The sequence below is a fragment of the Thalassotalea agarivorans genome (genome assembly GCF_030295955.1).
GTDB lineage: Bacteria > Pseudomonadota > Gammaproteobacteria > Enterobacterales > Alteromonadaceae > Thalassotalea_D > Thalassotalea_D agarivorans.
In genome coordinates this window covers 1838190-1861493 of the sequence record NZ_AP027363.1, presented here as the reverse complement: position 1 = coordinate 1861493, position 23304 = coordinate 1838190, and the positions used below count along the sequence as shown (strand labels likewise).

Sequence of the window (23304 nt, the reverse complement as noted above, 5' to 3'; positions counted from 1 at the left end):
TTTATCTAAAGTTCCCCGAATAGTCGACAGACTGTTTAAAGAGGTTAGCAATGAAAAGAACAATAGATCGATTCCACCTATCAACACTCAGCCTAGCAATTCTTGCGAGCTTGTCTTTAAGCGCCAATGCGCAGGAAGAACAAGCAAATGATGAAGAAGAATATGCAATGGAAGAAGTGGTTGTTAAGGCGAGTCGCTTAAAGGGTACTGCCAGTGCGGTAATTGAGGAACGCAAAAATCAAGCGTTCGTCGCTGACATTTTAGGTGCTGAGCAAATTTCAAGAACCGGAGATAGCGACGCAGCAGGTGCGCTAAGACGTGTTACTGGTTTGACATTGGTAGATGGCAAATTTATCTACGTGCGTGGCTTAGGTGAACGTTACTCAAGTACAACTTTGAATGGCGCAGCGGTACCTAGTCCTGATCCAACGCGTACAGTAATACCGCTGGATTTATTTCCATCTTCGATTATTGAGTCGTTATCGGTACAAAAATCTTATTCACCTTCAATGCCTGCACATTTTGCAGGTGGTGCTGTAGACGTCAGATTAAAGACAATTCCGTCGGATTTTGAGTTTAAGATTGGCGGTAAAATAGGAACTAACATTAATAATTTTGACGATGGCATTACCTACAATGGAGGTGATGACGATTGGATGGGTTTAGACGACGGCACGCGCGAAGCGCCTGCTCAACTGTTGAACTTGTGGCGAAACTATCAATCGCTTAATACCTTGTCGCAACAGGAAAATAGAGAAATATTCGCGGATATGAACCGCGATATGGATCCAAATACGACAACGATAAATCCAGACTTTGGTTTTGACGTAACGCTGGGCAATAACTTTGATTTGCACGAAGATCACACTTTAGGCTTTTTGTCAGCGGTATCGTATAACAATGAATGGGAAGTGTCTGAGCTATACGAAGGACAAGACTTTAGGCAAAACCCCGACGGAACTTGGACCATGGTGCGTGGTTTTGATGATGTGCAGCAAACGGAACATCAAGTGAAATGGTCGGGTATGTTTAACCTCGGTTACCAATATACCAATGACCATCGCTTAGACTACAGTTTTGTTATGTTGCACGACACGCAAGACCAAATGAGAGATAAGCTAGGTAATACCAATAATGTGCTTATCACAGATGGACTAAGAGTGCGTGACAGCCAAGTTAGGTACGAAGAGAGGGAAATGATTGCGAACCAATTTAGAGGTTCACATAACTTTCCAGCGCTAGGGTATTTGGGTGTTGATTGGAAATATTCACTCGCAACCTCAGAGCGCTATGCACCTGGCAATATTGCAACGCGCTATATCTTGGCCGACGAAAACATGGATGGGCTTTGGGACATTGCTAATGAAAGTTCATTACGAAAGGGCACTACCGCTTCTCGCTTTACTTATCAGGATTTGCAAGACGAAGTAACTAACTATGGTTACAACGTGTCGCTACCGATTTTGCTCGATAGCATGGACATTGAGCTAAAAGCTGGTGGCGACTTTATCGAGAAATCTCGCCAAGCCTTTGCACGTCGAGTTGATGTAAACACACTAGCTTATGACGACCTAGATCTTACCGGTTGGCGCATGAATGACATCTTAACTGACGATGTTGTGCTAAATCATCCACTAACAGGCAGTGAAACAGTTATTCGTGACACATCAGTTGCGGGTGATGACTATTTTTCTGGTCAGCTTATTGACGCCTATTATGTAGAAGGTGACGTATTAATCGATAACACTTGGCGCATCAGTGGTGGCGCACGTTATGAAGATTATCGTCAAGTTGTAGCACCGCTTGACCCAGCTACTGGGCAATTTGATTTACCTGCTCAACCAACAGTAGAAGATTTAGAGGCGCTAGCATTTAAAGAAGATAAATGGTTCCCTGCATTGGCACTTACTTTGATTCAAAGTGAACAAATGCAATGGCGTTTATCGTTTGGACAATCAACCATTCGCCCGGATATTCGTGAAGTAGCTAAGGCAACCTATATCGATCCGTTAACGGGCTTTCCGGTGGGCGGTACACCAAGTGTTCGTAGTACCGACGTGAAAAACTATGATTTTCGCTGGGAATACTATGCTGACACGGGTGAAAACTTATCCATAGGTTTGTTTTACAAGGATCTGATTGACCCAATTGAAACGGTGCAATCGCCAGGACAAGATGGGCCGCCATTACTGCGTATTGCCAATGCTGAAGAAGGCTATGTCTACGGTATTGAAACTGAATTTCTCAAAGACTTTGGTTTTATAGGCGACTTTGGTCAAGACTTCTTTTTGTCAGGTAACTTAACGGTAAGTGACTCGGAAATAACCATTGACCGTCAAGCGGTTGTCGATCAAACCGGTGTCTCTACTGCAATTACCAATACTACAAGACGATTAACTGGACACTCAGAGTGGGTTGTTAATATGAACCTAGGTTGGGATGCGCCTAATGGTAACCATAGTGCAACCTTGGCATACAATGTCTTTGGCGACCGTATTATTGTCGCTGGTATTGAGGGTCGAGATGATGCCTATGAGCAGCCGTTTCATTCTTTAGATTTTGTTTACACCTATTATCCAACGTATTCGTCAACGTTGAAGTTTAGAGTGCAAAACATCCTCAATGAAGAGAAACGCCTTGAGTTTGAAGACACCTTGCAACTGAGCAAAACCGAAGGTGTGGATGTGAGTGTTTCATTTAGGTGGGATTTCTAATTCACGACTTAAAGCAAAAAGCCAATCGATAGGTTGGCTTTTTTGTTTATACAGTAGCAACAGCACTTAAAGTAAACCAATGTTTAAAGGCCTTGCGATGCTCACTATTGCCAATCAATTTCAATTGTTCGCTGTTTAGCGCTTGTGTTATTGATTGATTTCCCATCCATACATCAACTAGGGTACGTACCGAGGTGACAATGTGCAGATCAACATCTCTACCTGGATTTTTGGTACATAAATCGACCTCACTGCCATCAACGACCAGCCACCAATTGGGATAACCTTGTTGTTCAGCAAAATTAAAGCCAATGACGTGGTATTTGCCCGGTAAATGGTCGGTGTCGATATTGCGTTGTATATCCCACATTAAGAACTCAACGTCTAAGTCTTGTTCATCTATTTCGGTGCGAATCCAACGCATTCCCCAAATCGCGAGGCTTTCAATGACAGGTGCTAGTTTTTTACCATCTGGTGTTAAAAAATACTCGAACGAGCGTTGTCCTGGTGGTGTTTGCTTGACCACAATTTGGCTATCGACCAATTGATTGAGTCGCTTTGTTAACAGCGTTGGAGAAATCAAAGGCAGTGCTCGCTGCAGCTGATTGAATCGGGTAGAACCGAGTAAAAGCTCACGCACAATCAGTAACATCCAACGTTCACCAAGCAATTCCGATGCTTTAGCTATGGGGCAAAATTGGCCGTATTGAGTCATGGTTATTGTTTACTACACAATATGTAGTTAGTTACTCCATTTTTAGCAGTTTAAAGGTTAAAGAAGCTTTTCCATACTATGAGTGTTTATCAGTTAAAAGGAAAAACACGATGAAAAACTTAACCGTATGGCTTTACGCTAGTACAGCATACCTGCTTGGATTTGCAAGTCTGCTGCTGTTTATCGGCTTTACTTTAAGCCTTATTAGCCCAATTAACGTCAACACAGGTGGCATAACGCTAAATGCTAATCCTTGGCTTGTTAATATCATGCTGATTTTACTGTTCGGCATGCAACATAGCGTTATGGCGCGAAAATCATTTAAACAATGGCTATGTCGCTTTATACCTGAAGCACTAGAGCGCAGTACGTTTTTAATTGGCTCCGCAGCTGTATTGATCGCACTTGTAATTTTCTGGCAACCGTTGTCGGGTAATGTTTGGCAAGTTAGTCACGGTGTATGGGCAAATGTTTTGCTAGTTGTTGCTGCGCTAGGGTGGGCACTGGTGCTGTATACCACTTTTTTAATTAATCATTTTGACTTGTTTGGCTTAAGACAAGCCTACTTCTACGTTAAAGGTGAGCCTTACAAGCCCGTTAATTTTGTTTCACCTTCTTTATACAATTATGTGCGTCATCCGATGCAATTAGGTGTGCTCATAGGTATATGGTTTACGCCAAATATGACATCAGCGCATTTGCTGCTGGCGATTGGAATGACACTATACGTGCTTATCGGTTTATATTTTGAAGAAAAAGATCTGGTTGCTGATTTCGGTGCTCGCTATAAAGCCTACCAACAGCAAGTCGGAAAACTTCTGCCTAAAGTTTTTAGGAAAAATTTACCAGCCAATGCTAGCTTTAAAGGACAATCAAATAACAATACGTAAGCTTAAGGACGCAGGAGTGAGATTTATTATTGTGACACTAATCATTGCACTAGTAGGGTGTAGTGCCCAATCGAATCTAACAGAGCAACATGCGTTGGCGAGTGATTTTGAACAAATAGCGCATTGCCATTTTGTTGATGAATCTGGGACAGCGTTTGAAAGTGTATGCGGCTTGTCGAGTGAGGCGATGATTGTTCATTTAAATGACGACCTTACTACCAATAAACGGGATAAATCTCGCTTTTTTAGCTTTGATCAAATCAGCGCAATTGACTTGCAAGCGGCAGGTGACAAGCCTGCTTTTGTATTATCTTTAGCATCTGGAGATGTTTTGGTGTCACTTACGCTTAATGAACAAGATGTTGATAGCGCTGTTACAAAGCAATGGTATGAATATATTGTAGCAAGCGGCGTTAAGGATGTTACAGCACCTTAAATCATCGCCAACTCACATCTCGTTACACTTAATCACTAATTAATGTTGCTAAAACGCTGAATCCGCTAGACTATGCGTTTAATAAGGCGTATATTAGCCGCAGCTAGAATATTAAGCTAAATTAACACCTTCATTACGCTGTATTATTCATTATTACCGTCCTGCAGATGCTAAGTTTCAGAGAATATTTTTAAGCTACACCACCTTATCAAAGGTATATTCACATTTTATAGGATAGATTTATGTCTAACACAGTTAAAGGAACCGTTAAGTGGTTCAACGAATCAAAAGGTTTCGGTTTCATTGCACAAGAATCAGGTGAAGACGTTTTTGCTCACTTCAGTGCAATTCAAGGCGACGGTTTCAAAACTTTAGTTGAAGGCCAAGCAGTAGAATTTACTGTTGCTAAAGGCGCTAAAGGTCCACAAGCTGAGAACATCGTAGTTCTTTAAGCGACCAGCGTTTACTGATTTTAAAAGCAAGCTTCGGCTTGCTTTTTTTGTGCCTTTTTTCTGTGCGCTCGTCAAAATTTCTTCATCTAACCGAAAGAAATCTTTCATGTATTTGTCATTTAATAAAGCGGACACATAAATGTAACTAAAGTGTCACATAGCTTATTTATCATTGCTTATCGAAGTAAGGGGATTATCTAGGACAACAAACCTAGTCAGATAAGTGAGTTAAACAATGACTTTTACACCACTAAATAAACTAACCAAAGCACTTGTTGTTGGACTTAGTTTATCTACTGTTACTGCTGCTGCACAAGAACAACAACTAGACGATGTTGTGAAAGCGGGTAGCGACATAAATCAATCAGCAAACCGTTCTCAGCAACGTATCGATAAGATGAATGATCAAGTTGTCGATAAATTGCAAACCTATAAAGCGCTTAATAAGGAAATTGACGGTTTAACTGTCTACAACCAACAAATGCAAGCACAGCTTGATAATCAATTAATCGAGCTACAACAGCTTGGTCAATCGATTGAACAAGTCAGCATTATCGAGCGACAAATATCGCCTCTAATGGCTCGCATGATCACCACCTTAGATACCTTTGTATCGTTAGATGTCCCTTTTTTGCCAGAAGAGCGCCAACACCGTTTGGCTGATTTAAAAGGGATGATGGAACGTTCTGATGTCAGTACATCTGAAAAATTTCGACGTGTGCTTGAAGCATACCAAGTAGAAGTAGACTACGGCAGAACAATCGAAGCATACCAAGGTGAAATAGATATTGATGGCACACCGATGAATGTCGATTTTCTGCGTATTGGTCGTGTTTCTTTTCTCTATCAATCACGCGATGGTTTGCAGTTAGGCCAATGGGACCAAGCAAGTCAATCATGGCAAAAACTGCCGGCGAGCTACCGTACTTCGGTTAACAAAGCGCTACGCATCGCGCGCAAACAATTGGCACCAGATCTCATTACCGTGCCGGTCAACTTAGCCAAGTCAGCGGCAGAGTAGGGTTTAAATATGAGTACCATATCAATGAAACAACGTATTAACAAAACAATTGCAGCATTTGGATTGATAGCCTTGCCAGCTTTTGCCATTGCAGAACAACAAGCGGCTAACTTAGACCAGCTGCTAAAGCAGTTAGAGCAAGGAAAAATAGCGCAAACCAAGCAAAACCAGCAACGTGAAGCTGATTTTAAAGCGAGAGTAGCAGAGCAAGATAATATGCTCAAAAATGCGCGAACTGAGCGCGATAACGCTATTGCAACAAGTACCGCGCTGGAACAATCGTTTCAAGCCAATGAAGTGCAAATCGCTAATAGAACTGAGGCGTTAAATAAACGCTTAGGTGAATTAAAAGAACTTTTCGGTGTATTGCAGCAAGTTGCTGGCGATACCAAGGGCAAGTTTCAAACATCAGTGATTTCAGCTCAGCTACCTGGTCGAGATGTCTTTCTTGATGAATTTACACAAAGCATGGGCTCTTCGACCAAACTAGCGTCGATAGAAGAAATCGAGCGCATTTGGTTTGAATTGCAACGTGAAATGACCGAAAGCGGCAAGCTCTCGTCGTTTAACGGTGAAGTAGTGGCTGCTGATGGCACAAGACGTCAACAAGAAATCATTCGAGTTGGTGGTTTCAACTTAGTGTCAGAAGGGAAGTATCTAGAATACATTTTTGAAACCAACGCGATTGCCGAATTAAAACGCCAACCATCCGATCGTTATCTAGCAAGTGCACGAGCGATTGCTGCGGATTCTTCTGGTCCAGTTGCTTTTTCTTTAGATCCAACCGGTGGCTCCATTCTAAATTTGTTGGTACAAGCACCAAATACACGTGAACGTGTTGACCAAGGTGGTCCTGTTGGCTACGTCATTTTAGGTATTGGTCTTGTTGGTTTGCTGATTGCGCTAGAACGTTTTGTTTCCTTGTTCTTGATTGGCCGTAAAGTTAACCGTCAATTGAAATCAGAGCAGGTATCAAAAGATAACCCGTTGGGTCGAGTGATGTCAGTTCAGGCGGATAACCCTAACGTCGACAATGAAACCTTGGAGCTTAAACTCTCTGAATCAATTTTAAGAGAAGTGCCCAAGCTGACCACACGCTTAACGCTGATCAAAATCATATCCGTTGTCGCACCCTTGATTGGTTTGTTAGGTACAGTGGTAGGTATGATTAACACCTTCCAAGCGATTACCTTATTTGGTACTGGTGACCCTAAATTGATGGCGGGTGGTATTTCACAAGCTCTAGTAACTACAGTGTTGGGGCTCGTTGTTGCTATTCCTATGGTGTTCTTGTTTGCTTATTTAAATGGCCGTAGCCGCAATATTATTAATGTATTGCAACAAGAAAGCACCGGCATTATTGCAGAGCGCAGTGAAAAAGGTGCCTAATCATGGTGTTTATCTACGACATAATAAACACGATTCAAGACTTTATTGAAACCGGCGGTGACGTATTAGTCGTCATCGCTGTGGTTATAGCCATCATGTGGTTGCTTATATTTGAACGCCTAGTGTTTGTATTTGCTGCGTATCGCACACTTAAAAAGCAAGCGCAACAAGGTTGGTCGTCACGCACAGATCACAGTAGTTGGCATGCACACCATATCCGCCAAGCAATGGTGTCACGGATGTCATCGGCATTGAACAATAACTTGTCGTTAATCCAATCCCTTGTGGTGTTATGTCCACTGCTTGGGCTACTAGGGACTGTAACCGGCATGATTGAAGTGTTTGACGTCATGGCGATTTCAGGTAGCGGAAATGCCCGCTCTATGGCCTCTGGTGTGTCAAAAGCCACGATTCCTACAATGGCCGGTATGGTGGGATCCTTATCAGGTGTTTTCGCCGTTACTTGGTTACAACGTTTCGCTAAAAGAGAAACCCAAATTTTTGAAGATAGCTTGTCTTTGGTCGATAACAACGACGCAATGGCTCGCGCTTAAAAGAGAGATTAAACATGCGTTCTCCATTATTAAAAGTCATCGCAGAACAAGAAGAAAACGAAGAAATCAACATGACGCCCATGTTAGATGTGGTGTTTATTCTATTGATATTTTTCATTGTCACCGCGTCGTTCGTTAAAGAAGCGGGTATTGAAGTTAATCGCCCTGAAGCAGCAACGGCTGTTAAAAAAGAACGTGCCAATATATTAGTTGCGATCAGCGATAAAGGCGAAATTTGGATTAACAAACGCCGTGTCGATGTGCGTGCAGTACAAGCCAATATTGAGCGATTAAAGGCGGAGAATCCGCAAGGCACTGTTGTTATTCAAGCAGATAAGAAAGCCACAACAGATATTTTAATCAAAGTGATGGACTCTGCCCGAGCGGCAGGTGTTTTCGACGTCTCTATAGCGGCGCAAGAGGCTTAAAACATGCGTTATCTTATTGCTGCAACATTAGCTATAGCAATGACACTTGCACTGCTTTGGGGGATGCAAACCTTAATAGCAGGTGGCGAGGATGCAATGAGCGAACCACCTAAAGGTAATGTGCTTGATTTCATTCGTCTTAAGCAAGAAGAGCAGGTGGTAAAAAAAGAGAGAAAACCTCAAAAGCCGCCAAAGCCTAAGGAGCCGCCACCGCCAATACAACAACCACAAATGGCGCAATCGAATCCTAATGCTGAAGCGATATCTACCGATTTTTCTGCAGACATAGCGGCAGAAACTGCGCTCACTGGTGGACTTAATTTAGATTCAGGTGATGGCGATTACTTACCGATTGTTAAGGTTGCTCCCGTTTATCCAAGACGCGCTCAAGCTCGCGGTATCGAAGGTTACGTCATTGTTGAATTTACCGTGACAAAAAATGGTGCGGTAAGAGATCCAATCGTTGTAGAAGCTAAACCAGAAAGAATATTTGACAGAGCGGCAATGGATGCGGCCTTAAAATTTAAATACAAACCGCGTGTTGTTGATGGCCAACCGATGGAAGTGGCCGGTGTACAAAACCGCATAACATTTGAAATAGATGGGTAATATGATGAAAACAATCAAACACATTGTTGTCTTTGCCACTATGGCATCGTTGCTCTATACCTTGCCTGTACTGCTAACTAGTCAGTTATCTCAGCCGATATTTGCAGCTAAAGCAGAACAGGTTAAAAAGAAAAAGAATAGTCGCAGTGTTAAAGTGCCGGCGATGCGAAACCGCGTCTATACGCAACTTGCGAGAGCGCAAAGCCTTGCAGATGCAGGGGATAAACCTGCAGGTTTTGAGGTGCTTAAGCAAGTAGAGTCCCGTATCAATCAATTAAATGCTTATGAGCGCGCAATGCTGTGGAATTTCTATGGCTTTATGTACTATGGCGATGACGACATAACCAATGCGATAGCTAGCTTTGAAAAAGTGGTGGCAGAGGATGCGATTCCAGATAGCTTATACAATGCAACCCTGTATTCGCTGGCGCAACTTGCTATGCAGCAACAAGACTATGATAAAACCTTAGACTTTTTGACTCGTTGGCAAACCTCTATAAATAAGCCTTTAAAGCCAATGCAACAGGTATTGTTTGCCCAGGCGCATTATCAAAATAAAAACTATTTGAAAGCGTCAGATTATGTCAATTTGGCCGTGGCTCAGAGTGAAGAAGCAGGCGAATTGCCAAAAGAAAACTGGCTAATACTGCAACGTGCAGCGTTCTACGAATTAAAGCAACCACACAAAGTCACAGAAGTGATGGAAAAGTTGGTGAGACTGTATGAAAAACCACAGTATTGGGTGCAGCTAGCGGGCATGTATGGTGAAACTGAGCAAGAAGATAAGCAACTGGCGGTTATGGAAACAGCTTATCAAGCGGGCTATCTCACCAAACAAAGCCAACTAGTTGGCCTTGCGCAGTTGTATATGTTTCATGACGTGCCCTATAAAGCAGCGGCATTGTTAAAAACGTCAATGGCAAGCGGCAGTGTAGTAAGCAATGAAAAGCATCTAGCGTTAACCGCGCAAGCCTACATCGCAGCAAAGGAAGAACAAAAAGCGATAGCGCCACTTAAACAAGCAACGGCGTTAGCAAAGCATGGAAAGTACGATGCTATGCTTGCTCAAACCTACTTAAACATGGAACAGTGGCAACATGCGATTAATTTCGCTGGTAGTGCATTAACGAAAGGTCAGCTAGATAGAGAGGGTGATATGCACTTGGTTGATGGTATGGCGCGTTTTAACTTAGCGCAATACGATCAAGCTATTGTCGCCTTTGAACAAGCAAAAGCGTTTGATGGTAGTGAAAAAATGGCAACGCAATGGACTAAATATGTGCTTCGTGAAAAACAGCATCAATTGCAATTGGCTATGATGCTAGATAGCGATTCGCAGGGAGAGTAACCTAGTTAAAAAAAAGCGGCTGTGGAGCCGCTTTTTTATGCTTTTTTAAACAGTGCGATATCTCGCACAATTGATTCGCTCATGCGATGCTCACAACTAAAGCCTGTGTCTTTAAAGCCTGCTTGCTCGAACACCTTTTGCAGTGCAGTGCGTTTCGGGATATAGCGATTAAATGCTAACGCGATAACGCCTTCGTGAGCTAACAATTTTTCCCAAACAGGCAGTGATTTTTCTATAACTGCGATAGGGTTACGGGTATTGTCGCTACTAAAGTGTTGAACGCCGTATGGAATATCGCTGGCGATAATATCGAATTTCCCTTTCTTAATTAACGTATCAGCTTGTTCACAACTTCCTTGAATAACGCGTAAATTGCTACCATTTGCAGTGAAATCTACAAACTTGTGCTTACCTTGTTTATTCGCTTTACCAATAAAGCCATCGCTGATCTTATGTTTTACACGGTGTAACTTAACCCATTTTTTAAGGTTGCGTGTTACATCATCAACAGCACGCGTATCTAGTTCTATACCTTTACTATTGATGCCATAGCGATGCGCCCAAAGCAGCGTAGTTGCGCGGCCGCACATAGGATCAAGTAACTGTATATTGTCTTGCTTGTCGATATGCGCTAACGCTGCGTTAAGCAATAATTGGGTGAGGTGCTCATTTGTTTTGCCTTTAAATTTGCTACCAAACACAAAGTCTTCATGCAGAGAAAACGCCGCTTGACTATCGATAGCCGTTAGCTCGGTTTCATTGCGCTTAAACACACCGTAAACAAAAGACAGCTTTTGCAGCGAGGGAAGCAAAGACAAGGGCGCGTTAATGTGCAAAAAATCCATTGCACCTATGGCTACATGCTCTGCTTGCTCGCTATAAACGAGAGCTAGCTCAGCTTTTGCTACTTCAATAGTTGCGTCGAAATATGCGCCCTTAACGGCGGGGTTGATCAGCAGAGCAAGATCCACGGTTTATCCTTCATAGGCGATAGGATCTACCGCATTGTTTTTTTCAAATGCTTCTAGGCGCTCTTGGCAGGCACCACATTTACCACAGGCTTTTTCGCGGCCATTATAACAAGTCCACGTATCACTGTAGTCTAACCCCATGTTTAAACCGTCAGTTAGAATATCAATCTTGCTGACATGTAAATATGGGCTATAGATTTCAACCGGTTCGTAATTAGCGATTTGGCAAACGTCATTCATTTTCTCGACAAATTCTGGTCGACAATCAGGATAAATCGCATGGTCACCACTATGAGCGCCATAATATACTTGGCTAGCTTCAACCGATACTGCATAACCAACCGCTAAAGACAGTAAAATCATGTTGCGATTAGGTACCACAGTCGACTTCATATTGTCGTCTTCGTAATGTCCCTCTGGAATATCGATATCATCTGTAAGCGATGAGCCTGCTAACAACTGATTGATAGCAGTAATATCAATAATCTTGTGAGGAACATTCAGCGACTCACACACTTTAGCTGCGCATTCAAGCTCTTTGACATGCTTCTGGCCATAGTCGAACGATAACGCATACACGTGCTTACCGTCTTTTAGCGCACGATTTAACACGGTAAATGAGTCCATACCGCCGCTATAAATTACAACAACTTTTTCAGTCATTTATTGATTCTCTAGGGTATAATAGTTTGCTCAGCGCAATTTTACTTGATTATTAACGCAATTAGCAAAGCTTAAACGTAACCGCATGAACTACAAAATTAATGAAATGTTTGAAACCATCCAGGGTGAAGGCTCTTTCACGGGGCAGCCGTCTATCTTTATTCGACTGCAAGGTTGTCCGGTAGGCTGTTCGTGGTGTGATACCAAACACACTTGGGATGTTGAGCAAAGCGATGAAATAGCCATTGTTGATGTGCTTGCTAAAACGCAGGAAACCAGTAAATGGTCTGCATCAAGTGAAGAGCAACTATTAGATACTGTTAAAGCGCAGGGCTGGCAAGCAAAACACATTGTGATCACTGGCGGTGAGCCGTGTATGTATGATTTGCGCCCATTGTGTGACACGTTTGAAAATGCAGGTTACAGCATTCAAGTAGAAACATCAGGAACATTTGAAGTGCTTGTTAGCGATAAATGTTGGGTCACTGTATCGCCTAAAATTAATATGAAAGGCGGTTTAGAGGTACTTGCGCAAGCAATCGATCGCGCAAACGAGATCAAACACCCGGTAGCAACCGAGCATCACGTCGACGAGTTAAAAGCTTTGTTAAATCAGTTTAATGCCAATCATAAACCAGTTTACTTACAGCCAATTAGCCAAAAGCAACGAGCAACAGAACTCGCGATCAATACCTGTATTGCAAATAACTGGCGTTTGTCGATTCAAGTGCACAAATACATTGGTATCGAATAAATGAAAAAGTCGTTAATCGCAACGTTAGTATTACTTTGCGCGGGGCAGAGTGTTGCTAATGAAGCCGCATTTTATGCCAATGCAGACAAACAAGCAGAGGCGCCACAGGCTTATGCACTATCGGAGCAAAACCTTGCTTGGTTAGAACAAGCACACAAGCAAAGAGCCAAAGACGCCGTAGCTTTAGTTGAGGTGCTTAAACAAGACAAAGACTTGTATCAAGCGCTAGAAAATTGGCAGTCGCTAAGTTTTGAACAGCGTATGGCGTTGCTTCCGCGAGTGTTTGAAATTGAATGCCAAACACTGGGCATTGTGCCGCCAACACTTGTTATCAATAACACCTTGTATCCCAGTCGCGCGGTAAATTTTGTGTTTGACATTCGTTTTCCGGGCAGTGGCTTAGTTTATCTAAACCCAGACAAGCTTAAAGACATGGAAGTATACGCACCACTGGCGTTTTTGCTTCACGAAACGCGACATGCCTATCAATTTCAACAGGCTAACAACCAAAAGAGTGTATTGGCAAAAGGATATTTGGCGGCATTTAAAACGCAAAGTACACTCTCTGGTGCGTCGTTTAGTGATTTTTTAACCTTGTTAAATGAATATGAAGCGTTTCAGTTTGGCAATCATGTATTGGAATTGATAACACAAGGGCAATTTGAATCGCCAATGATGGGTACGTTTGCAAGCCAATTTGACGACAACAATCAGTTAAAGATTGATTTGGTGTCGCTTAATAAGCATCAACACAAAGGTTCAGTGTTATCGCAGTTTAACCAACTAATGAAGGCGCAGTATTTACTGCGTTATCCTGAAAAAGCCGAGTAAATCGGCTTATTTGATTCCGATCCTCACCCAATGCTGCCATTGCAGCGATTGTTTCTTCACTAGGCGTTTAAGGCTTCTTATCAGCGCTTGATATTCAATCATTTCAACAATGTAAAATAAACACCAAGCAATTGGAGCTAGCAGTAACAAATTACTGTGATATTTCGGCTTAGGATCTAACAGTACTTGCATGCTAATGATGCACATCGAAATGGTCATTGCGACTGCAATCGGTGCATATACATTGGTAGCAAAGGCAAAACCGAAAAAGCAAAGTAGCAACAACGGTTGAAGCAACAAAATAAACTCTGCGTAAATGGCTGCAGGCAAGGTTAAGAATGTTAAATAGTTGCTGTAGGTTGCTTTCGTACTGAAAAACAAATGTCTGTATTTAAGCAACGCTTGAAAACGACCAAATTTCCAACGTAACCGCTGCTTACACCAACTTCGCAAATCATTAGGGCCTTCAGTGTAGGTAATAGCGTCTGACGCATAACGGGTTTTATAGCCGTGCCCTAAAATTCGTAGCGCAATTTCAATATCTTCAGTAACGGTATCACAGTCAAAGCCACCGACTTGATTTAACACGTCTCTGCGATAGGTTGCTGCAGCGCCGCCTATAATCATTACCGAATTGAATACCGCATCAGAGCGACGAAAGAAGAAACCACATAGATACTCTAGTTGCTGAACTAGCTCGATAAATTTGTTCTTGTTACCGATGACGACATTACCTGCAACAGCGCCAACAAGGGGGCAGTTAAACTGTTTTACCGTGTGTAAAATGGCATTTTTTTCCACCAAACAGTCGGCGTCTACTGTCATCACTAACTCTTTGTTGGCGTGTTTTAAACCGTGGTTCAGTGCATTCGCTTTACCACCATTTTCAATAGAGAGTAGGGTGATGTTTTGTTGTACTTCACTCGCTTGCTTTTCGATAAACGAAGTTACTAGTGCGTTTGTATTATCTGTTGAACCGTCGTCAATAATGACAATTTGAAGGTTGGGGTAGCCCGTTGCCAATACTGACTTTATAGTGGATACGATGCCAACTTGTTCATTGTAGGCCGGAATAAGAATGGAGACGCCAGGTAGTGGTTTTTGTCGCTCAGCAAAGCTTTGATTAATCCGATTCATCTTCATTCGATAAATGGGCAAGACGAACAGTTGTACTAGGAATTTGAGCAATAACGGCGACAAGATCACCATAACCAGTATTTGAAACTCGTAATAGCTCGTTGACACTAAATTGTCTGAATGAAGGCTAAAGTTATACCAAAAGAAGGCAGTTGCTAGGTAACCTATCAAGCAAAAAAATACAATGTAGAAACGTCTTATCATTATTGTCAGTACAGCATAAACCTGTGCGATAAAGCGTCACATCAGCTTTGCTAAAAATTTGTAAAATTTATGTAGAGGCGCATTATTAATCAATTTTCAACAAATGAACAGAAGTTTTTACGACTATTTTCGTATACAAAATATCATTTAACGCAAAATGTTGAATTTTAGGCGAAAAAAAAGCGGCTAGGGTGCCGCTTTTTTTGAGTTGCTGGAGGCTATTTTTTATTCAATTGCTCAAATTTCGCTAATTGCTCTGGAGTTGCCGGTAGCTGGTGTTTTTCTTTCCACTCGCTGTAAGGCATGCCGTAAACTTGTTCACGTGCTTCGTCGATATCTACACTAACACCCAACTTTTCAGCTTCGGCGACTGTCCACTTAGAAAAGCAATTTCTACAAAAACCGGCAAGGTTCATTAGTTCAATGTTTTGCACATCTTTTCTAGCATCTAAATGAGCTAATAAGCGTCTAAATACCGCTGCTTGAATTTGGTCTTGTTTATCCATTGTTAGTCTCTTCTTTAGTTGCCTCTGCGTCTTCTTCCTCGTCGGATGCTTCAACAGGGGGCTCAAATTTACGTATTTGTACAATCATGCCCATATAAGGGTGATCAAAATAATGGATTTCTCCACTACGAACTCGGCGGTTTTGCTGCATGCGTAGGCTCTTAAACGCGATTTCTTGTTCTGGCTCTAAAGTTTTATCAACCAATGCACCGTAAGACTGGCTTAACACGTTAAAGTCTGCCGTAATGTACAAATAATGATCTAAATGCACTCTAAATAAACCGTCTACTTCCCATGGGTGAGTAGGCAAAGGCAATGTGACTGTCGCCACATCTTCATCGGTATCACTGATTTGAAACTCTCGTTTAATCAAAGATGGCTTATCGAGTTGATTGAGTAATAGCGTTTTTGACGATTCATCAATCTCATCAATTTGATCTACTATATAAGCAATTTGCTGCGCTAAAGGGTTAGGCTCTTCGTAAGTTTCGTCGATTGCAGCACTCGTTGTGGGTTCAACGGTAACAAAGTCGCCAAAAGGATCGGCCATTTGTGCCTGCTCAGCATCAGCTAATTCAGTTGTTTGCTGGTTAGTGTCTTCAGCGTTTAGTTCGCTTCCATCAACATTTTCATCGTCGCTTTCTTCTACACCAAAAACAGCGTCATGAACTTTTTGATACTGCGCTACTTGATTGTCGCCTGCGTACAAACGAAACGCCGTTGCAAGTTCAGGTAATTGAGGTTTTTCTCGCCAAGCAACGTGTAATAGCGGTTTAAAGTTTTTACTATTTTTAAGCTTTGTTACTACGTCATTTAGCTGTAATTCTGCCTTGGCAACGATATAAGGCTGCTGACAATGCACGCTAGTCTCGCCGTCAAAACCAAGGGTTAATGGCATGTTTTCAGGGCTTTGTTGCAGTGACTCTGCAAGTGCGTCAAAGGCAAGTTCTTCTTCTGTTTTAACCACTTCAACGGTTTCTTGCTGATCTAGCGTTTCATCTTTTTCTAAAGGCGTGTCTGCTGATTCATCACCTTGCTGCGCAGCGCTGATGTCAGATGGACCGCTAACAATTGAGCCTTGCATGGTGTCACCATTGCTCGCTATAACCTCAGTTTTATCCGCGGTGGTTATTGCGCTTTCATCAGGCGTTTCAAGCTCACTATCTTGCTCTGTTACGCAAACATTAACGAAAGCTTGTGGTACTGCTGTCGCATCAAGTGATTGCTCTGTGCTTTCTTCTGCAGCAAGCTTGGCTTGTTCATAGTTGTTGTGCGCTATGATGAATTCGCTCAACAGATCTTGTGTATCGTCGTAGCTAGGCAGCGGTGGTAGCTCTTGCTCGTTTGGAAAGTGTTCTTTGGTGTCAACTTGTAGTTGGCTAAACAAGATAACTTCTACTTCAAACCAGCGATCTTGAAGTGCAAGTTCGTCCTTTTCCTGCTCGTTAGCAATGGTGCTAACGCTCAGCATTGAAAGGAGTGCCACAATAGGCTTTATCTTCATTGAATATCCTACTTTTTTTATTTTACGTGTTGATAATAACAAAAATTACTCGCTTAAAAAGCGCAAAATGTGGATTCGCACATTATTTCTTTGTTGCTTTTACCGACTTGTCCAAGTCACTTAATAGCGCGGCAACAAAACTAAAGCGAGCCTCCGCGCTATCAGTACTGTGTTTAATTTTAAGTTTAGTTGCGCCATCCATACTATACACAGTCGGCTGTGCTTGAATTAATCCGAGTATAAACATAGGGTCTACAGGCGTTTCCTGGCTAAATTCTATGGCGCCACCAGCTGGGCCTAAATCTAACCCTTCAATGCCAAGTTGCTGCGCTTTAAGTTTTAACTTGGCGACATGCACAAGGTTTTTAGTGGCTTGTGGCAACAGGCCGAAACGGTCTATAAGCTCCACTTGGATTTCATCTAAATCATCTTTTGACTTACAACTGGCAATACGTTTGTAAATGCTTAAACGCAAGCTCACATCAAAAATATAGTCGTCAGGAATAAGCGCAGGTACTCTGAGTTCTACTTCAGCTTGTCTAGATTGCAAGTTTTCTAGGGTAGGTTGCTTACCTTCTTTTAATGCCGCAACCGCTTCATCTAACATTTCCATATACAGGCTAAAACCAATCTGACTCATTTGACCGCTTTGATCTTCACCGAGCAATTCGCCCGCACCACGAATTTCTAGATCGTGCGTGGCAAGTGTAAAGCCAGCCCCTAAATCTTCAAGCGAGGCGATGGCTTCTAGGCGTTTACGTGCATCTTTTGTCATTACCTTTTCATGTGGTGTCAACAAATAGGCATAGGCTTGATGGTGGGAGCGACCGACGCGGCCTCTTAATTGGTGCAACTGCGCAAGCCCTAAATGATCGGCTCTATCCATAATAATGGTATTGGCTGTAGGTACGTCGATACCGGTTTCAATTATTGTGGTACACACTAACACGTTAAACTTTTGATGATAAAAGTCGCTCATAATGCGCTCTAATTCACGTTCACGCATTTGACCATGTGCTATAACCACGCGCGCCTCTGGCACCAATGCTTCGATATCACGAGCGGTACGTTCAATGGTGTCAACATTGTTGTGTAAAAAGTACACCTGACCGCCACGCAGAATTTCACGCAAAATTGCCTCGCGGGTAAGCGCGTCGTCTTTTTGACGAACAAAGGTTTTAACAGCTAGGCGTTTAGCCGGTGGCGTCGCAATAATAGATAAATCGCGCATGCCACCCATCGCCATATTAAGCGTTCGTGGAATCGGTGTAGCAGTCAGCGTTAAAATGTCGACATTGGCGCGAAGCTTCTTAATCTTTTCCTTTTGCTTAACGCCAAATCTATGTTCCTCGTCCACAATCAGCAGGCCAAGATCATTATATTTAATGGTGTCTTGCAGCAGTTTATGGGTACCAACTAATATATCGATTTGACCATTTTCTACTTTGCTTACAATCTCGGCTTGTTGTTTCGCCGTTTTAAAGCGACTAAGCACTTCAATGTTAACCGGCAAATTAGCGAATCGATCTTTAAAGTTTTCGTAGTGCTGCTGCGCTAGCAATGTGGTGGGTACAAGCAAGGCAACTTGTTTACTGTTGTGTACGGCGATAAAGGCAGCGCGCATCGCCACTTCGGTTTTACCAAAGCCTACGTCACCACACACAAGCCTATCCATCGTGCGCGGCGAAATCATATCGTTCGTCACCGCGTTGATAGCAATTTCCTGATCCACGGTGGGTTCAAAGCCAAAGCTTTCCGCAAAAGCCCGTGCTTCATGTTTGTCGTATTTAAACGCAAAACCACTGCTGGTTTCTCGTTTGGCATAAATATCGAGTAAATCAGCGGCAACGTCGCGAATTTTTTCCGCGGCTTTTTGCTTGGCTTTACTCCAGGTGTCTTTACCCAACGAATGCAGTGGCGCTTGCTCTGCATCGGTACCACTATAGCGACTGATTAAGTGTAGCGAGGCAACAGGAACATAAAGCTTTGAAGATTTAGCGTATTCCAACACTAAAAATTCGGTTGTCATGCCGCCAGTATCCAGTGTTTGTAGCCCTTGATAACGACCAATACCATGGTCAATGTGCACCACAGGTTGGCCAATAGACAATTCTGCCAAATTCTTAAAGATGGCATCTGTTTGTACTTCATGCTGCTTACCACGGCGTTTTGCTTGCTTGACGCGCTCACCAAGTAATTCATTTTCGGTAATAACCGCTATTGCATGCTTTGCTGCGCGGCCAGTGGTTTGAAAACTAAAACCTTGGTTTAAATGGTTAACACAAATACCGTAGGGTTCATTGTCTTCAGTAAATTCTGCTATCGACGCATATTCTGTTGGCTTAATTTTATTGTTGTTTAACAGCTCAAGTAAGGTTTCTCTACGACCTTGGCTTTCGGCTACAAAGATAAACCGATGTGCAGCATGTTCATCGCCAATATACTGATTTAACTTATCAAACGGCTGCTTCAGTTGATGGTTTACCGCCAAGTCTGGCAATGGATTGACACTGAATAACACTTGCCCGGCTTTTGTTAAGCCGGCTTGTTCTTGGTTCAGTGTAATTGTGATGCGATCAAACGGTTTTATCGCGGTAAAAAATGCGACCTCGTCGAGAAACAGTTTTTGTGGTTCAAGCAATGGACGCAGCGGGTCGTAGCGTCTGTCTTCATAGCGATAATTAATATCGCCCCAATATTGTCCAATTGCCTTTTCCACATCGCCACTTAACACAACGCAGGCATTGGCTGGTAAATAATCGAATAGGGTGTTGGTTTGCTCAAAGAAAAGCGGCAAGTAATATTCGATACCAGCGGGCATAATACCGCTACTTACCTGATGATAAATCGACTCTTTTGCCGTGGTTGCGCTAAATGCGTCGCGATACTGGCTTCTAAATAGGTTTATGCCGGCTTTGTCTGTTGGAAACTCATGAGCAGGTAATAAGTTGATAGACGATACTTTGTCTTTACTGCGCTGATTGTCTGGATCGAATAGACGAATTTCGTCAATTTCGTCGTCGAAAAAGTCGAGACGATAGGGCGTATTACTGCCCATCGGGAATAAATCTAAAATGGCGCCGCGAGCACTAAATTCGCCGTGCTCCATAACTTGATCTACCGCTCTGTAGCCACTGGCTTCAAGCGATTGACGCATCGCATGTAAATCTTTTTTATCGCCTTGGGAAATAATCAGCACATTGCCGTCTAAGTACTGCTTAGGCGCCAAGCGCTGCAGCGAAGTATTTACTGGCACTATCACAATACCTTGCTGTATTTGCGACAGCTTGTGCAGCGTTGCTAAACGTTCCGAGATAATATCTTGATGCGGCGAAAAAGTGTCGTATGGCAAGGTTTCCCAATCGGGGAATAAACAAATATCTAATTTGTTTTGGTTAATGCTTTCTAGCTCTTGCACGTATTTAAGTGCCGACGGCGTATCGTGTGTAATGAGTACGATAGGTGACTGCGCGCTTTGTGCGGCTTCTAATAAAGCGACACTGCTACTACTGCCATAAAGCTGATGCCAGCTTTTCTTATCGGGATTACCACCGTCTGATTTAGCAAGGATAGGAGAGAAAAGAGTTGTAGTTTTGCTCATCTGGCACTAGTGTTTTAAAGAGTATAAGAAATTGCTGTCATTTTAACTGAATATCAGCCAATGGTTAACTGAAAAATGACAGCAAAAAAATAATGAAATGGGGGACTTATGGAAACTTTACCTAAGTGGTTCAAGCCTGTTGCTATTACCGCGATTATTTGGAATGTGCTGGGCGTATTAGCCTTTACTATGCAAATGGCGATGACACCAGAAACGTTAGCAGCGATGCCAGAGCAGCATCAAGCCTACTATCAAAATATGCCTATGTGGGTCACGTTAGCTTTTGCTGCTGCAGTATTTGGCGGCGCAATTGGCAGTGTCGCGCTGTTTAGGCAAAAACAGGTAGCGGTTACGTTTTTCGGTATTTCACTGTTGGGTGTCGTGGTGCAAATGTTTCATACCTTTGTGTTAAGTGGTGCCACTGAATTTTTAGAAACGTCACAATTTGTATTACCTGTGATGATACTTATTGTCGCAATTATATTGTTTCGACTATCAAGGCAGGCCAAAGAAAGGGGTTGGCTCACTTCTTAAGAGGAAAAGGCTCGATTTTTCGAGCCTTTTTTTGTTATCCATCTACAGAATTTAGCGCTTTGTCGCAAATGTTACTAAATTGTCTACAACCATTGAGATTGCTGTGTGACCTGCAAGAATAATGAGATATATTGTACCGTTTCCGTACACCTTATTTTTCAATGTCAGGATGTTGATAGATGTTTAAAAAATCTCTTGTTGCTATCGCCATGTCTTCTATGGCGCTCGTTGGATGTAGCGAACCACAAGTAAATAATACACCACAAGCACCCGCTCAAGCAGAAGTTGCTCAAGTAAGTGTTGAAGAAGCGTCAAAGCAAGCAAATGCTGTGTTTGACAAAATTTTTATGGATGCGGTTAAACGCAACCCGGTAAGCCAAACGTATTTAGGCATTAAAGACGACTACGACAAGTGGAACGATTTAAGCGAAGAAAATGCGGTAAAAGAAATCGAATACGCTAAACAATCGCTTGCAACAATCAAAGCAATTGATCCTAGCAATCTTGACGCTCAAACTAAATTAAGCCGCACCTTATTTATTCAGCAAATCGAACAACAAATTGCCGATTTTAAATGGCGTTATCATTCGTACCCTGTAAATCAAATGTTTGGTACGCATTCGCAAATTCCTGCCTTTTTAATTAACCAGCATTTAATTACTAATGTACAGGAAGCAAAAGACTATATTTCACGTGTTATCAACGCTAAACCTTTAATTGAACAGTTGATCGAACAGCTTAAAATTAGAGAAGAAAAGGGCATTGTCGCACCTAAGTTTGTCTACGAACACGTGATTCGTGATTCAAAGAACATCATCACCGGCGCTCCATTTAGTGAAGGTGAAGACAGCACTATTCTTGCCGATTTTAAGAAGAAGTTAGCAAAAATTGATGCAACAGAAGCAGAACAAAAAGCGCTAATGCAGCAACTAACTGCAGCGCTAACGTCGCAATTAAAACCAGCTTACGATGGTTTAGTGACGTATTTAGAAGGTTTAGAGCAACGTGCTGATAACCGCGACGGTGCCTGGAAATTCCCAGAAGGTGAAGCTTTCTACAACAACGCGCTTAATAGAACCACAACGACTGATTTAACCGCCGAACAAATTCACGAAATTGGTTTAAGTGAAGTGGATCGCATTCATCAAGAAATGCGTGAAATCATGGTTAAAGTAAATTTTGACGGCGACCTAGCGGCATTCTTTGAATTTATGCGTCATGACCCGCAATTCTACTACCCAGATACACAAGAAGGTCGCGACCGTTATATCGCTGAAGCAGTAGCGCTTATCGACGACATGAAAGGCCGTTTAGACACGTTATTCTTAACTAAGCCAAAAGCAGAGTTAAAAGTTAAGGCTGTAGAAGCATTTAGAGAAAAGTCTGCCGGTAAAGCATTCTACCAAGCGCCAGCGCCAGACGGTTCACGCCCAGGTGTTTACTATGCCAACCTATACAAAATGGAAGCAATGCCGACTTACCAAATGGCTGCTTTGGCTTACCACGAAGGTATTCCAGGACACCACATGCAATTGGCGATTAACCAAGAGCTAGAAGGTATTCCAATGTTCCGTAAGTTTGGTCGTTACACTGCGCATACAGAAGGTTGGGGCTTATATTCTGAGTTCATTCCAAAAGAAATTGGCTTATACCAAGACCCTTACTCTGACTTTGGTCGCTTAGCGATGGAATTATGGCGTGCATGTCGCCTAGTTGTTGATACAGGTATCCATGCTAAAAAATGGACACGTGAGCAAGGTATTGCTTACTACGTTGAAAACACGCCAAATGCGGAATCAGACGCGGTTAAAATGGTAGAACGTCACGTCGTTATGCCTTCGCAAGCAACAGCATATAAGATTGGTATGATCAAAATCCTTGAGCTTCGTGAAAATGCACGTCAGCAAATGGGTGACAAGTTTGATATTCGTGAATACCACGACATCATTCTTCAAAATGGTCCATTACCGTTGAATGTGTTGGCTGATCGTGTTGATGAGTATATTGCCAGCAAATAGTTAAAAAAGCCTCGGGCTGTGTGCT

Annotated in this window: 21 protein-coding genes; 14 read left to right on the top strand and 7 right to left on the bottom strand. The window is 42.5% G+C overall.

Annotated features, from left to right (window positions below; translation table 11 throughout):
* The first annotated feature begins 50 nt into the window (after positions 1–50).
* Positions 51–2714 carry a TonB-dependent receptor domain-containing protein gene (locus QUD85_RS08715; RefSeq protein WP_093329464.1) on the top strand — a complete coding sequence of 888 codons (2664 nt, stop codon included), beginning with the start codon at positions 51–53 and terminating at the stop codon, positions 2712–2714.
* Positions 2715–2760: 46 nt separating this feature from the next.
* Here the strand turns inward: QUD85_RS08715 and QUD85_RS08710 are convergent, their stop codons facing one another.
* A complete protein-coding gene (locus QUD85_RS08710) occupies positions 2761–3429 on the bottom strand; it encodes a winged helix-turn-helix transcriptional regulator (RefSeq protein ID WP_093329466.1) in 669 nt (222 codons plus the stop codon).
* Positions 3430–3539: 110 nt separating this feature from the next.
* On the opposite strand from QUD85_RS08710, the gene QUD85_RS08705 reads away from it, so the two are divergent.
* The 9 genes from QUD85_RS08705 to QUD85_RS08665 all read left to right on the top strand — a co-directional run bounded on the left by QUD85_RS08705 (position 3540) and on the right by QUD85_RS08665 (position 10556).
* Complete coding sequence (locus tag QUD85_RS08705) at positions 3540–4319, top strand: methyltransferase family protein (protein ID WP_093329468.1); 780 nt, start codon at positions 3540–3542, stop codon at positions 4317–4319.
* Between the two features lie 16 nt (positions 4320–4335).
* The gene (locus tag QUD85_RS08700) at positions 4336–4755 is read left to right on the top strand and encodes a hypothetical protein (protein ID WP_143047947.1); all 420 of its coding nucleotides are present in this window, start codon (positions 4336–4338) and stop codon (positions 4753–4755) included.
* Between the two features lie 242 nt (positions 4756–4997).
* Positions 4998–5207, top strand: coding sequence for a cold-shock protein (locus QUD85_RS08695; RefSeq protein WP_093329472.1), 210 nt, complete (start codon positions 4998–5000; stop codon positions 5205–5207).
* A 235-nt stretch (positions 5208–5442) separates the two neighbouring features.
* Positions 5443–6228, top strand: coding sequence for a DUF3450 domain-containing protein (locus QUD85_RS08690; RefSeq protein ID WP_093329474.1), 786 nt, complete (start codon positions 5443–5445; stop codon positions 6226–6228).
* Positions 6229–6237: 9 nt separating this feature from the next.
* Entirely contained in the window at positions 6238–7617 is a 1380-nt protein-coding gene (locus QUD85_RS08685; protein ID WP_407705058.1) for a MotA/TolQ/ExbB proton channel family protein, read from the top strand.
* A gap of 2 nt (positions 7618–7619) precedes the next feature.
* Complete coding sequence (locus tag QUD85_RS08680) at positions 7620–8171, top strand: MotA/TolQ/ExbB proton channel family protein (RefSeq protein ID WP_093329476.1); 552 nt, start codon at positions 7620–7622, stop codon at positions 8169–8171.
* Positions 8172–8185: 14 nt separating this feature from the next.
* Positions 8186–8599, top strand: coding sequence for an ExbD/TolR family protein (locus QUD85_RS08675; protein WP_093329478.1), 414 nt, complete (start codon positions 8186–8188; stop codon positions 8597–8599).
* 3 nt (positions 8600–8602) lie between these two features.
* Positions 8603–9208 (top strand): energy transducer TonB, encoded by a 606-nt coding sequence (locus tag QUD85_RS08670; protein WP_093329480.1) that lies wholly within the window; start codon positions 8603–8605, stop codon positions 9206–9208.
* A gap of 1 nt (position 9209) precedes the next feature.
* Entirely contained in the window at positions 9210–10556 is a 1347-nt protein-coding gene (locus QUD85_RS08665; RefSeq protein ID WP_143047948.1) for a tetratricopeptide repeat protein, read from the top strand.
* A 35-nt stretch (positions 10557–10591) separates the two neighbouring features.
* On the opposite strand, the gene QUD85_RS08660 is transcribed toward QUD85_RS08665, so the two are convergent.
* Together QUD85_RS08660 and queC are read right to left on the bottom strand one after the other, a co-directional pair.
* Complete coding sequence (locus QUD85_RS08660) at positions 10592–11527, bottom strand: TRM11 family SAM-dependent methyltransferase (RefSeq protein ID WP_093329484.1); 936 nt, start codon at positions 11525–11527, stop codon at positions 10592–10594.
* Between the two features lie 3 nt (positions 11528–11530).
* On the bottom strand, positions 11531–12190 hold the full coding sequence (gene queC / locus QUD85_RS08655) for a 7-cyano-7-deazaguanine synthase QueC (protein ID WP_093329486.1): 660 nt from the start codon (positions 12188–12190) through the stop codon (positions 11531–11533).
* An 85-nt stretch (positions 12191–12275) separates the two neighbouring features.
* On the opposite strand from queC, the gene queE reads away from it, so the two are divergent.
* The gene (gene queE / locus QUD85_RS08650) at positions 12276–12944 is read left to right on the top strand and encodes a 7-carboxy-7-deazaguanine synthase QueE (protein WP_093329488.1); all 669 of its coding nucleotides are present in this window, start codon (positions 12276–12278) and stop codon (positions 12942–12944) included.
* Positions 12945–13775, top strand: coding sequence for a hypothetical protein (locus tag QUD85_RS08645; RefSeq protein WP_093329490.1), 831 nt, complete (start codon positions 12945–12947; stop codon positions 13773–13775).
* 6 nt (positions 13776–13781) lie between these two features.
* Here QUD85_RS08645 and QUD85_RS08640 read toward each other — a convergent pair whose 3' ends face one another.
* The 4 genes from QUD85_RS08640 to mfd form a co-directional block, all read right to left on the bottom strand.
* Positions 13782–14912, bottom strand: coding sequence for a glycosyltransferase (locus tag QUD85_RS08640; protein ID WP_177168891.1), 1131 nt, complete (start codon positions 14910–14912; stop codon positions 13782–13784).
* Between the two features lie 422 nt (positions 14913–15334).
* Positions 15335–15622: a DUF1244 domain-containing protein gene (locus QUD85_RS08635; RefSeq protein WP_093329494.1), complete on the bottom strand. Its 288-nt coding sequence runs from the start codon at positions 15620–15622 to the stop codon at positions 15335–15337.
* Positions 15615–17126: a CsiV family protein gene (locus QUD85_RS08630; RefSeq protein ID WP_143047949.1), complete on the bottom strand. Its 1512-nt coding sequence runs from the start codon at positions 17124–17126 to the stop codon at positions 15615–15617. Before QUD85_RS08630 ends, QUD85_RS08635 begins: the two co-directional genes overlap by 8 nt.
* Before the next feature lie 82 nt (positions 17127–17208).
* Positions 17209–20727, bottom strand: a complete 3519-nt coding sequence (gene mfd, locus QUD85_RS08625) for a transcription-repair coupling factor (protein WP_093329496.1) — start codon at positions 20725–20727, stop codon at positions 17209–17211.
* A gap of 108 nt (positions 20728–20835) precedes the next feature.
* Here mfd and QUD85_RS08620 point away from each other — a divergent pair, with 108 nt between their 5' ends.
* Positions 20836–21261 (top strand): hypothetical protein, encoded by a 426-nt coding sequence (locus QUD85_RS08620; RefSeq protein ID WP_093329498.1) that lies wholly within the window; start codon positions 20836–20838, stop codon positions 21259–21261.
* Positions 21262–21440: 179 nt separating this feature from the next.
* Positions 21441–23279 carry a DUF885 domain-containing protein gene (locus QUD85_RS08615; RefSeq protein ID WP_093329499.1) on the top strand — a complete coding sequence of 613 codons (1839 nt, stop codon included), beginning with the start codon at positions 21441–21443 and terminating at the stop codon, positions 23277–23279.
* Positions 23280–23304: the final 25 nt, after the last annotated feature.

Bases quoted from the DNA above. Each gene is read 5' to 3' on its own strand.
- QUD85_RS08710 (WP_093329466.1), bottom strand. From the start codon at position 3,429: ATGACTCAATACGGCCAATTTTGCCCCATAGCTAAAGCATCGGAATTG.
- QUD85_RS08645 (WP_093329490.1), top strand. From the start codon at position 12,945: ATGAAAAAGTCGTTAATCGCAACGTTAGTATTACTTTGCGCGGGGCAG.
- QUD85_RS08680 (WP_093329476.1), top strand. From the start codon at position 7,620: ATGGTGTTTATCTACGACATAATAAACACGATTCAAGACTTTATTGAA.
- QUD85_RS08640 (WP_177168891.1), bottom strand. From the start codon at position 14,912: ATGAATCGGATTAATCAAAGCTTTGCTGAGCGACAAAAACCACTACCT.
- QUD85_RS08690 (WP_093329474.1), top strand. From the start codon at position 5,443: ATGACTTTTACACCACTAAATAAACTAACCAAAGCACTTGTTGTTGGA.
- mfd (WP_093329496.1), bottom strand. From the start codon at position 20,727: ATGAGCAAAACTACAACTCTTTTCTCTCCTATCCTTGCTAAATCAGAC.
- queE (WP_093329488.1), top strand. From the start codon at position 12,276: ATGAACTACAAAATTAATGAAATGTTTGAAACCATCCAGGGTGAAGGC.
- QUD85_RS08695 (WP_093329472.1), top strand. From the start codon at position 4,998: ATGTCTAACACAGTTAAAGGAACCGTTAAGTGGTTCAACGAATCAAAA.
- QUD85_RS08630 (WP_143047949.1), bottom strand. From the start codon at position 17,126: ATGAAGATAAAGCCTATTGTGGCACTCCTTTCAATGCTGAGCGTTAGC.
- QUD85_RS08715 (WP_093329464.1), top strand. From the start codon at position 51: ATGAAAAGAACAATAGATCGATTCCACCTATCAACACTCAGCCTAGCA.
- queC (WP_093329486.1), bottom strand. From the start codon at position 12,190: ATGACTGAAAAAGTTGTTGTAATTTATAGCGGCGGTATGGACTCATTT.
- QUD85_RS08675 (WP_093329478.1), top strand. From the start codon at position 8,186: ATGCGTTCTCCATTATTAAAAGTCATCGCAGAACAAGAAGAAAACGAA.
- QUD85_RS08615 (WP_093329499.1), top strand. From the start codon at position 21,441: ATGTTTAAAAAATCTCTTGTTGCTATCGCCATGTCTTCTATGGCGCTC.
- QUD85_RS08635 (WP_093329494.1), bottom strand. From the start codon at position 15,622: ATGGATAAACAAGACCAAATTCAAGCAGCGGTATTTAGACGCTTATTA.
- QUD85_RS08670 (WP_093329480.1), top strand. From the start codon at position 8,603: ATGCGTTATCTTATTGCTGCAACATTAGCTATAGCAATGACACTTGCA.
- QUD85_RS08705 (WP_093329468.1), top strand. From the start codon at position 3,540: ATGAAAAACTTAACCGTATGGCTTTACGCTAGTACAGCATACCTGCTT.
- QUD85_RS08665 (WP_143047948.1), top strand. From the start codon at position 9,210: ATGATGAAAACAATCAAACACATTGTTGTCTTTGCCACTATGGCATCG.
- QUD85_RS08685 (WP_407705058.1), top strand. From the start codon at position 6,238: ATGAGTACCATATCAATGAAACAACGTATTAACAAAACAATTGCAGCA.
- QUD85_RS08620 (WP_093329498.1), top strand. From the start codon at position 20,836: ATGGAAACTTTACCTAAGTGGTTCAAGCCTGTTGCTATTACCGCGATT.